Source organism: Tissierella sp. (genome assembly GCF_052089545.1).
GTDB lineage: Bacteria > Bacillota > Clostridia > Tissierellales > Tissierellaceae > Tissierella_A.
The window spans coordinates 1-11367 of record NZ_JBQDAA010000062.1; the positions used below are offsets into that span (position 1 = coordinate 1).

Sequence of the window (11367 nt, forward strand, 5' to 3'; positions counted from 1 at the left end):
TCTTGTGGATAACACAGATATTTTTAAAAATCACATTCTGCAACTATCTATATATGTATAATATTTGTCTTGTAGTATTTAAGCAGTTACTAAATCTTATAAATTTAAGATAGTGTCATAAAATATATGAAAATATAATAATATATCGGCCCTATAAATAGAGCCGATATATTATTATTAATCTCTTAAAATCGTGACATGTTTTTATAGGAATTAAAATAGTAGTTAAATTTTATATTTTAGTATATAACTGTTAAAATTGTATATATATTGACAAAATATTACATTATAATTATACACTTTCAGGGACTGTTTGACTAGGGGGATTTATTAATATAATATTTTAAACTAGATATTAGATATATTTTCTTTTTTTTATAGACAATATAGGGTATAATGAACTTATAGGAAAAAACCTCTCAAATGAATTTTGCTGAGAGGTTTTGTTTTTATCAAAATTAATATATTAGGAGAAAAAACATGGAAAACAATTTTAAAATTAAAAATATTATAGTGTCAGGATTTGCCTTATTTGCAATATTTTTTGGAGCTGGGAACTTAATATTACCTCCATATTTAGGTCTTCATGCAGGTAAGTCTTGGATATGGGCTTGGATAGGGTTTGCACTTTCAGGACCTGGATTAACAGCTCTTGGAATGATAGCCATGGCTAAAAACCAAGGGGATACAGAAAAGTTTGCAGGAAGAGTAAGTCCTAAATTTAGTATAATATTAGGAGCTTTACTCATATCATTTATAGGCCCTTTGATGTCAGTACCTAGAACTGGTGCAACTACTTTTGAAGTATCAATACTTCCATTTTTCCCAAACTTTAATCCAGTATTATTTGCTATAATATTTTTTGGAATAACTCTTTATTTTGCAATGAACAGATCAAAGACTATAGATATAATAGGAACTTATATGACACCTTTTTTGCTTTTTATACTTTTGATAATTTTCTTAAAAGGAATATTTATGCCTATGGAAATTACCTCTATAGTTGGAAAGAATCAGTTTAGCATAGGCTTTTTAGAAGGATACCAGACGATGGATGCACTAGCACCGATGGTATTAGCAGGTATGATAATTTCTAATTTTAAGGAAAAGGGAATAAAATCAAAAAGTGCTTTAACTAAATATACTATATATACTGAACTTATAGCTGCTATAGGCCTAACTCTTGTATATGGGGGGCTTACGTTTTTAGGTGCTAAGCTATCACCAATACTAGCTGCTGACCTAGGAAGGACAGAGCTACTTAACACTATCGTTCATTATCTTTTAGGTGGGTATGGAAGTATATCTTTAAGCCTTATAGTTGGACTAGCTTGTTTAACAACTTCAATAGGCCTTATAACAGCCACAGGAGATTTTTTCAGTAAGGTTTCTAATAATAAGTTAAAATATAAATATGTAGTCTTACTAGCTGTAATAATAAGCGCCATACTGTCTGTTAAAGGAGTAGAAGGAATAATATCCTTTTCAGTGCCACTTTTAGTTAGCATATATCCAACAGTAATAGTTCTAACACTTTTAAACTTATTTGATAAATTTATAAAGCATGATCTTCTTTATAAAACAACAATATATTTTACATTGGCGATAGGTTTAGTTTCAGGAATAGAGGCTGCAGGATTTCAAGATTTTGCTTTAGTAAAACTATTTTCAAAATTACCCCTTTGGGAAGCAGGCTTTGGATGGATACTTTTTTCACTAACCGGTCTAATAATAGGAGCATTATTTTCTAAATTTAGGGTAAAAGGAAACATTTAAAGATTAGACTTAAGAATATTAAAAGGAAAAGGATGAAAACAGCATGTTAAACACAATATTATTTGATTTAGATGGCACTCTTCTACCGATGGATACTGAAGCTTTTACTAAAAGATATTTTAAGGAACTATCTATTAAACTTAAAGACTTCTTTACACCAGAGGAAATAACTAGTCATCTATGGAATTCTACTAAATATATGGTAGGAAATACAGAAACTCATAAGACTAACGAAGAAGCTTTTTATGAAGACTTCTATAAAAATATAAGACATAAAAGAGAAGTTTTAAATCCTATACTAGAAGAATTTTATAGGGAAGATTTTAATAAGGTTAGGGATGTTAGTAAGCAAAATGCAGACATGATAAAATCAGTAGACCTGCTTAAGGAAAAGGGCTATAGTCTAGTAGTAGCTACAAACCCTTTATTTCCTGAAACTGCTATTTTAAATAGGATAGAGTGGGCAGGAGTTAAAAAAGAAGACTTTGAATTTATCACAAGCTTTGAAAAGATGCATTTTTGCAAGCCAAATCTAGATTTTTATAGGGAAATATTGGAAAATATAGATAAAGATCCTAAGAATTGTCTTATGGTTGGTAACGATATAAAGGAAGATATGATAGCAAAAGAAATAGGTATAGAAACTTATTTAATAAATGATTTTGTAATAGGTTATATAAAAGAAGATAAAAACATAGATCATAAAGGTAACTATGAAGTTTTTTATAGATTTGTTAAGAGTCTACCAAGTCTAAAATAATATTTAAAAGAAACTATAGATTTTAACAGACCATTTGTATATAGTGTCTTAGATGCAAAAACTACCCTAACTATATTTTTAGGAGTTATGGATGATAATAGTAAAAATAAAACAAAAGTATAAATTTCTAAAATTAGAAATTGATCCTTTTATTTTATTTAATTATTCTGCTAATGGTTTAAAAGAGTAACCTTGGTTTTTAAGATATTTTATTATACTTGGAAGAGCCTGTGTTGTAGTTTCCTTTCCATAAGCATCATGCATTAAAACTACAACTTCTTTTTGACCCTTTACAGTTTCTTTTAATCGAGAGATTAATTGATTTACGGGTACATGCTTTCCTTCTGCATCTCCATTTAATGCGTCCCAGTCAACAACTCTATATCCCCTATCTATTGCAGCCTGTTTATATGGTGCTCTATCAGATCCAAAAGATCCACCAGGCATTCTTAGTAGATTTGTTTTAAAGTCATTTCCTAATATATTTTTTAATATATTTTCAGTTTGATTTATTTCACCTAAAAAGTTATTTAAACTAGCATATATATAATCATATTTATGACTATAAGTGTGGTTTCCTATAGAATGTCCATTTGCTTTTATCTTTTTAATTAGTTCTGGACTATCTTCTGCCATATTACCTAATATAAAGAAAGTAGCTTTTATATTATAATCATTTAAGATATTTAATATCTTAGGTGTTACAGTTTTTGAAGGACCATCGTCAAAGGTTAAATATGCAACTTTTCCAGATGGATTTCCACCACCACTATTATTACCTCCACCATTATTAAGAGTTTCTAACATAATCGAGCGAGTGCTAGGTCCATAACTACCATCAGTAGCTAGATTATATCCTAATTTGTTTAATGCACCTTGAACTTCTTTTACAGCTTGTCCTCTTTGTAAATAAAGAAGAGTTGTATTTGGAAGTTTATAATCATTGTCTCCACTATTGTTGTCGTCATCATTATTAAGAACCTTTACTAAAAAACTTCTAGTATTAGGTCCATAACTACCATCATTCCTTAAACTAGAATACTTTTTTTGGAAATCTAAGACAGCACCCCTTGTGCTAGGTCCATAACTGCCATCAGTAGCTAGATTATAGCCTAATTTATTTAATGCACTTTGAACTTCCCTTACAGCTTGTCCTCTTTGTAAATAAAGCAGGGTTGTGTTTGGTAATTCTTGTGCATGTGTAGTGCTACTTAGAACAGTAAATATCAGAAAGAAAGATAGTAGGAATAATGACCACTTAAATTTATTTTTCATGTATATCATCCTTTCTATATTAGAATATATACCCAAATTATAAAATTTTTATCTATAAAAATTGTCTATGATATACTGAAATACATATTGTATAACAAATTAAAATAAAAAATAAAAAATTAAATAATTACATAATATATAAAGCTATTTTATTTTGTTTTAAAGTTTTGTTAATTGTTCTTATTTTAACACTAATCAGTCAAACTTCGGCAATTTAATTTTTCTTTATATATATTTTTACTAACTATTTTAAAACATTCATTATAACAAATTTAATAAATATAATAATTATATTTAAATGGAAAAAAGAATATTTGAAGCAATAAAAATAAAAGATAGATAAAAATGAAAAAGTTGTAAAGTAATATTTTTATAAAAGAAGAATATTATAGTTATAAGCGTTAATTGCAGCATAAAGATGGGACAACCTAAACATAATGATTTTATTTCTGATATAATAAAATTAACATAAAGGAGTGAATTTATTATGATGAAAAAGGGTTATAGTAAAGACTTCAAACAAAACTATAAGGAAGTGAATAAATGGATAAAAATCAAATACTAGATTTATTAAATAAGTTTAAAAATGATGAAATAAGTTCAGATACCGTATTAGAAGATTTAAAAAAATTTCCTTATGGAGAATTAGGATACGCTAAGATTGATCACCATAGGGGTATAAGGACAGGGTATCCTGAAGTAATATATTGTCAAGGAAAATCTTTAGAGCACATCAAAGGTATAGTAAAACATATGGTGGAAGAAAAAAATGTAAACATATTAGGAACTAGGGCTAATCGTGATGTTTACCAGGCAATAAAAGAAATAACATCAGATGTAGAATACAATGAATTAGCTAAAACAGTTATTGTAAAAAAAGAAGAGTATAAAAAAACTAAGAATAATATTTTAGTAGTTACAGGAGGAACTGCAGATATACCTGTAGCTGAAGAAGCTGCTATAACTGCAGAAGTTTTAGGTAATACTGTAGAAAGACTTTATGATGTAGGGGTTGCTGGTCTTCACAGATTACTAGCGAATACTGATATTTTATTTAAAGCAAATGTTATAATAACAGTTGCTGGTATGGAAGGCGCTTTAGCTAGTGTAGTGGGAGGCTTAGTTGATAAACCTGTAATAGCAGTACCAACTAGTATTGGATATGGTGCTAATTTTGGTGGAGTATCAGCACTTCTTTCTATGCTAAACTCATGTGCATCTGGAGTAAGTGTGGTCAACATAGATAATGGATTTGGTGCAGGATATATGGCAAGTATGATAAACCAAATGTCTGATGAAAAGGGAGATAGGAAATAGTATGAATATACTTTATTTAGATTTATTTGCAGGAATAAGTGGAGATATGACTTTAGGGGCCTTTATTGACTTAGGAGTTAAAGAAGAAGTGCTTTTAGATGGATTTAAAAAATTAAATATTGATGGATACCATATAAAAATTGATAAAAAAGAAAAAAATGCAATAATGGGTACAAAGGTGGATATTATTTTAGAAGAAGATCACCAACATAATCATGAATACAGTCATGGAGGTGAGCATGATCATGGAAAGGGTCATAGCCATGAACATCACCATGAACATCACCATGAACATACTCATGAACATGACCACGATCATAATCATAACCAGCATTCATCACATACACACACACATGATAGAAACTTATTTACTATTGAAAAATTGATAGATGAAAGTGAACTAGAAGAAAAGATAAAAGAACTTAGTAAAAAAATATTTAAATATGTAGCCTTGGCAGAATCAAAGATTCATGGAAAACCCTTAGATGAAATTCACTTTCATGAAGTAGGTGCAGTAGATTCTATATTAGATATAGTAGGTACTGCAATTTGCTTAAATGAATTGGAAATAGATAAGATTATTAGCTCGCCATTGCACGTAGGTAGTGGGTTTGTTTATTGCCAACATGGGCTTATACCTGTTCCAGTACCTGCTACACTTGAAATATTAAAGGAAGAAAATATACCTTTTTATAGTAGTGGAATTAAAAGTGAACTAGTAACTCCAACAGGGGCTGCTATAGTAGCAGGGATAGTAGATGAGTTTTCTGATATGCCAAATATGGAAGCTAAAAGTGTAGGCTATGGAGCAGGCACCCATGACTTACAAATACCTAATATGGTAAGAATGGTTTTAGGAGTAAAAAAAAAGTAGATGAAAAGGTAAAGGTTTTACAGACAAACATAGATGATACGACAGGAGAAATTTTGGGATATGTCATGGAAAAATTATTCCAAAACAAAGCTTTAGATGTTTTTTATACACCAATATATATGAAAAAAAACAGACCTGCTGTAAAGTTAGAAGTTTTATGCAATAAAGAAGATGAGGATAAGCTTAAGGAAGTAATATTTAAAGAAACTTCTACTATTGGAATAAGGACATTTGAAGTAGATAGAACAGTTATGGACAGGGAAATAGAAAAGTTAGATACTATCTATGGAAAGATAAGAGTTAAAAAATCAACTTATAATGATATTATAAAATATTCTCCAGAATATGAAGATTGTAAAAAGATTGCAATAGATAAGCAAATGGCTATTAAAAAAGTGTATAATGAAGTTATGAAACTAATCTAAAATAAGACTTTGGTCTCTAACCATAAAGGTAGTATCACTTAATTTTAAGTGGGATCTTTGTGGTTTTTGTTTTAAATTTAAATTATACTTAGTAAGGGGAGAGTGGCTTGAAAAGAAACATTATTAAATTATTTATACTTATATTTACCTTATCCTTATCTATAGGATGTGGAAATGAAGGTCAAAATAAATCTGAAATAAGTGAATCTGAAGATTCAAGTTTAGTTATGGCAATAGGAAGTGAACCAGAAGAAGGATTTGATCCATGTCTTGGTTGGGGAAGATACGGAGATCCCTTATTTCAAAGTACATTAGTAAAAACTGATGAAAACATGGATATAGCAAATGATCTAGCTACTGATTATACAGTAAGTGATGATGGTTTAACTTTAAAGTTTACAATTAGAGACGATGTTTACTATACAGATGGGGAAAAATTAAAAGCAGAAGATATAGTATTTACATTTAAAACAGCAAAATCGAGCGGTTCCATTGTAGATTTAACAAATATGGAGGATATAAAGAAAACAGGAGATTTAGAAATAAAATTTAAACTAAATAAACCTGATTCTTCATTTCTATACACAATTGCAGCTACTGGAATAGTTCCAGAACATTCTTATGATGAAAATTATTCTGAAAATCCAATTGGTAGTGGCCCTTTTGTATTAAAACAGTGGGATAAAGGACAACAAGTTATAATGGTGGCAAACGAAAACTATTATGAAGATATTCCACAGGTGGGAAAGGTTACCATTTTATTTATGGAAGAAGATACTGCATTTGTTGCAGCTAAAGCAGGTGAACTTGATGTAGCTGTGACATCTGCAAATATAGCAGAACAGGAAATAGAAGGAATGGATTTGAAATCTTTAAAAACTATAGATAATAGAGGTCTAACTCTTCCTTATTTAAAAGATGAAGGAGAGTTTGATGAAAATGGAAATAAGATAGGAAATGATGTAACGTCAGATATATCTATAAGACGTGCACTTTCTTATGGGATAGATAGAAAATCTCTAGTAGGTGATGTAATAAATGGGTACGGCAGGCCAGCATTTACTGAATGTGATGATATGCCTTGGGCAAGTGAAGATGCAATAGTAGAATATTCTAAAGAAAAGGCCAAATCTATTTTAGATGAATCTGGTTGGATGGAAAAAGAAGATGGAATAAGAGAAAAGGATGGAATAAAAGCAGAATTTAATCTTTTATATAGTGCAGGAGACTCAACTAGACAAGCATTAGCTTCGGCAGTGGCATCACAAGCCCAAGAACTTGGTATAAAAATAAATGTTGAAGGCACAAGTTGGGATGTAATTGATAAAAGGATGTTTAGTGAAGCAGTTCTCATGGGCTGGGGAGCACAAAGTCCTATGGAAACTTATCTATTGTATCATAGTGACAATATGGGACGTGACTATTATAATCCAGAATATTTTTCAAGCGAAATAGTAGATACTCATATTGATAATGCAATGAGTTCAATAGATAGACAAGAATCTTTTAAGCATTGGAAGAAGGTTCAGTGGGATGGAGAAACAGGAGTAGCAACCATCGGAGAAAGCCCTTGGGTTTGGCTTGTAAATGTAGACCATCTATACTATATAAGAGAAGGATTGGATATTGGGACTCAGAAGATTCATCCCCATGGTCACTCTTGGCCATTGATAGCTAATTTAAGGGATTGGAAATGGAATAAGTAATTGTGAGGTAAAAAATGAAAATATCAATATTAAGAAAGATAATGAGTAATATAGTAAGATTAGCTACACTTTTAATTGCAGTCTCGATTATTTCTTTTATTCTTGTGAGTTTTTCTCCTATAGATCCAGTTCAAAGTTATGTTGGAGCTGGTGTATCAGTTAGTCCTTCACAGAGAGAAAACATTGAGGAGTATTGGAGTGTTGATGAGTCACCAGTAGAAAAGTTTATCTCCTGGAGTTCTTCAATTTTAAAGGGAGACTTTGGAATATCACTGATATATAGAAAACCTGTAATAAATATTATATTTGAGAGATTTAAGCTCTCTCTTTTGCTTATGGGAACGGCTTGGTTACTTTCAAGTATTATAGGATATATTTTGGGAATGATTATGGGTATATTTAGAGGAAGATGGATAGATAAAATACTTAAGACAACATCTATAGTACTAGCTTCAACACCTGGATTTTGGGTGGGATTATTGCTATTGATGGTGTTTTCTATTTGGCTTAAGCTATTTCCAGTTGGTCTAAGTGCCCCAGCAGGAGTATTAGCGGAAGAGGTAACAATACTTCAACGGATTCATCATCTTATATTACCTGCAATTTCTTTAAGCCTTACATCTTTTGCAAATGTTGCACTCCATACTAGGGAAAAGATTATTCACGTATTACAAAGTGATTATGTTTTATTTGCCAAAGCAAGGGGAGAAAGTAAAGGAGAGATAATGGTAAATCATGGTATAAGAAACACCCTTTTACCCCTTATTACATTGCAATTTGCATCTTTTAGTGAACTATTTGGTGGAAGTATATTGGTTGAAAATGTATTTTCATATCCGGGACTTGGACAAATAGCTGTACAAGCTGGTATAAAAAGTGATATTCCTCTTTTACTTGGAGTTACAATATTTAGTGCCTTTTTTGTATTTATAGGTAATTCTATTGCCAATATAAGCTATGAAATAGTTGATCCTAGTACAAAGGAAGGAGTTTAAAATTGAATAGAAGAAAAAAAATGCAAATAATATCTTTTATTACTATCTTTATAATACTAGCTATTGTTATATCCGGAATAATCATGAAGAAAGAAACTACTAATGTAGACTTTTCTTCTAAGAATTTAACTCCGTCACTAAACAATCCATTTGGAACTGATTGGATGGGAAGAGACATGTTTATGAGGGTTCTAGTAGGCCTTTCCACAAGCATAATGATTGGTTTAATAGCATCTCTTGTAAGTAGTCTTATGGCCTTAATAATAGGAGCAATAGCTGGTAGTGCTCCTAAATGGATTGATAATATAATAAATTGGATTATAGATTTATTTATGGGAATACCACATATACTACTTTTAATAATTATTTCATTTGTAGTTGGTAGAGGATTTAAAGGAATACTGATCGGAATTGCTCTAACTCATTGGACTAGCTTAGCAAGACTTATTAGAAGCGAAGTATTACAAATAAAAAATGAATCTTATATAAAGCTTAGTAGAAAACTTGGAAAGAGTAAATTTTATATCTTGAAAAAACATATTATTCCTATTGTATTTCCACAATTTATAGTTGGACTTATACTACTATTTCCCCATGCTATCTTACATGAGGCTTCAGTTACATTTCTAGGTTTTGGTATGCCACCAGAACAGCCAGCAATAGGAATAATACTTTCCGAAAGTATGAAATATTTATCATCTGGAATGTGGTGGCTAGCATTTTTTCCAGGTTTATCATTAGTTCTTATAGTACTGTTATTTGAAAAACTAGGGGATAACTTAAGAAGAATATTAGATCCATATAGTGCCCAGGAATGAGGTTTTGTAAATGAAAAAAGAAAAATCATTACTAAAAATTAATAATATGAGTGTAAGTTTTGATATGTATAAAAAAGCACTAGATAAAAGAAGAACAAAAACAATATCAAATTTATCGATCGATGTCTTTAGGGGCGAGGTTCTTGCCATAGTAGGTTCAAGTGGAAGTGGTAAGAGTCTTCTGGCTCATAGTATTATGGGAATATTGCCGAGCAATGCCCTTGTAGGTGGAGAATTTATCTATAAGGGAGAAAAATTGACAGAAAAGAAATTAAAATCTATAAGGGGAAAAGATATAGTTTTAGTTCCCCAGTCAATATCTTATCTTGATCCCTTGATGAAAGTTGGAAGACAAGTTCGAAGGTCAAGAAAAGATAAAGATTCCAAAAGTAAACAAAGAAGATCTTTTAAAAGATATAATCTATGTGAAAAATCAGAAGAACTTTATCCACATCAATTATCTGGTGGTATGGCAAGAAGAGTCTTAGTTTCAACTGCCGATCAAAGTGATGCAAGTTTAATAATAGCTGACGAACCAACTCCAGGGCTTGATATTGATATTGCTAGAAAAACACTCAAATATTTTAGAGAATTTGCAGACAAAGGAAAGTCAGTAATACTCATAACTCATGATATAGATCTAGCGCTTGATATAGCAGATAGGATTGCAGTTTTATATGCAGGAACTATAGTTGAAATAGCAAAAACTAAAGATTTTAATAAAGGCATAACATTCCTTAGACATCCCTATACTAAAGCCTTATTTGAGGCCCTCCCTCAAAATGGATTTAAAGCTATTAAAGGTTCTCAGCCAAGTAATGAGGAAATAGAAAGAGGATGCTTATTTTATCCAAGGTGCAGTATGCGTACAGATATATGTAAAGAAAATGTCCCTATGCGAGAATTAAGAGAAGGAATGGTAAGGTGCTGTCATGCTGTTTGAAGGAAAAAACTTAAGCTTTACATATAAAGATGGAAATAGTGTTTTAGATAATATGAATCTAACAGTAAAAGATGGAGAGCGTGTTGGGATAGTTGCAAAGAGTGGGTTTGGTAAAAGTACACTTGCTAAAATATTGGCAGGATATTTAAAGGCAAGTAAAGGAGAAGTCTTATTAAATGGTAAAGAAATATCAAATAAAGGGTATAATCCTATCCAGCTTATACATCAACATCCTGAAAAGTCAGTAAATCCTAGATGGAAGATGAAAAAGGTAATAGAAGAAAGTGGTCATATAGATTATGATTTAATAGAGAAAATGGGAATTAAAAGAGAATGGCTTACTAGATATTCAAGGGAACTTTCTGGTGGCGAACTTCAAAGATTTTGTATAGCTAGAGCACTAAACAAAAAGACTAAAGTTTTAATAGCCGATGAAATAACTACCATGTTAGATGTAATAACTCAGGCTCAAATTTGG

General features: G+C 30.7%; 11 protein-coding genes. 10 read left to right on the forward strand and 1 reads right to left on the reverse strand.

Annotated features, from left to right (window positions below; translation table 11 throughout):
• The first annotated feature begins 480 nt into the window (after positions 1 to 480).
• Positions 481 to 1776, forward strand: a complete 1296-nt coding sequence (gene brnQ, locus ACTHW2_RS06275) for a branched-chain amino acid transport system II carrier protein (protein ID WP_442263116.1) — start codon at positions 481 to 483, stop codon at positions 1774 to 1776.
• A 43-nt stretch (positions 1777 to 1819) separates the two neighbouring features.
• Positions 1820 to 2536, forward strand: coding sequence for an HAD family hydrolase (locus tag ACTHW2_RS06280; RefSeq protein WP_442263117.1), 717 nt, complete (start codon positions 1820 to 1822; stop codon positions 2534 to 2536).
• Positions 2537 to 2698: 162 nt separating this feature from the next.
• Here the strand turns inward: ACTHW2_RS06280 and ACTHW2_RS06285 are convergent, their stop codons facing one another.
• Positions 2699 to 3811, reverse strand: coding sequence for a polysaccharide deacetylase family protein (locus ACTHW2_RS06285; protein ID WP_442263118.1), 1113 nt, complete (start codon positions 3809 to 3811; stop codon positions 2699 to 2701).
• A gap of 543 nt (positions 3812 to 4354) precedes the next feature.
• Here ACTHW2_RS06285 and larB point away from each other — a divergent pair.
• From larB to ACTHW2_RS06325, 8 genes are all read left to right on the forward strand, one after another.
• Positions 4355 to 5128, forward strand: a complete 774-nt coding sequence (larB, locus tag ACTHW2_RS06290) for a nickel pincer cofactor biosynthesis protein LarB (RefSeq protein ID WP_442263119.1) — start codon at positions 4355 to 4357, stop codon at positions 5126 to 5128.
• Position 5129: 1 nt separating this feature from the next.
• Entirely contained in the window at positions 5130 to 6002 is an 873-nt protein-coding gene (locus tag ACTHW2_RS06295; RefSeq protein ID WP_442263120.1) for a LarC family nickel insertion protein, read from the forward strand.
• 29 nt (positions 6003 to 6031) lie between these two features.
• Entirely contained in the window at positions 6032 to 6427 is a 396-nt protein-coding gene (gene larC, locus ACTHW2_RS06300; protein WP_442263126.1) for a nickel insertion protein, read from the forward strand.
• Between the two features lie 107 nt (positions 6428 to 6534).
• A complete protein-coding gene (locus ACTHW2_RS06305) occupies positions 6535 to 8133 on the forward strand; it encodes an ABC transporter substrate-binding protein (RefSeq protein WP_442263121.1) in 1599 nt (532 codons plus the stop codon).
• A 14-nt stretch (positions 8134 to 8147) separates the two neighbouring features.
• Positions 8148 to 9128: an ABC transporter permease gene (locus ACTHW2_RS06310; protein WP_442263122.1), complete on the forward strand. Its 981-nt coding sequence runs from the start codon at positions 8148 to 8150 to the stop codon at positions 9126 to 9128.
• Positions 9129 to 9130: 2 nt separating this feature from the next.
• Complete coding sequence (locus ACTHW2_RS06315; RefSeq protein ID WP_442263123.1) at positions 9131 to 9946, forward strand: ABC transporter permease; 816 nt, start codon at positions 9131 to 9133, stop codon at positions 9944 to 9946.
• 10 nt (positions 9947 to 9956) lie between these two features.
• A complete protein-coding gene (locus ACTHW2_RS06320; RefSeq protein ID WP_442263124.1) occupies positions 9957 to 10889 on the forward strand; it encodes an ABC transporter ATP-binding protein in 933 nt (310 codons plus the stop codon).
• Positions 10879 to 11367, forward strand: a 489-nt coding sequence (locus tag ACTHW2_RS06325; RefSeq protein ID WP_442263125.1) for an ABC transporter ATP-binding protein, incomplete at its 3' end; no start/stop codon positions are given. The genes ACTHW2_RS06320 and ACTHW2_RS06325, both read left to right, overlap by 11 nt.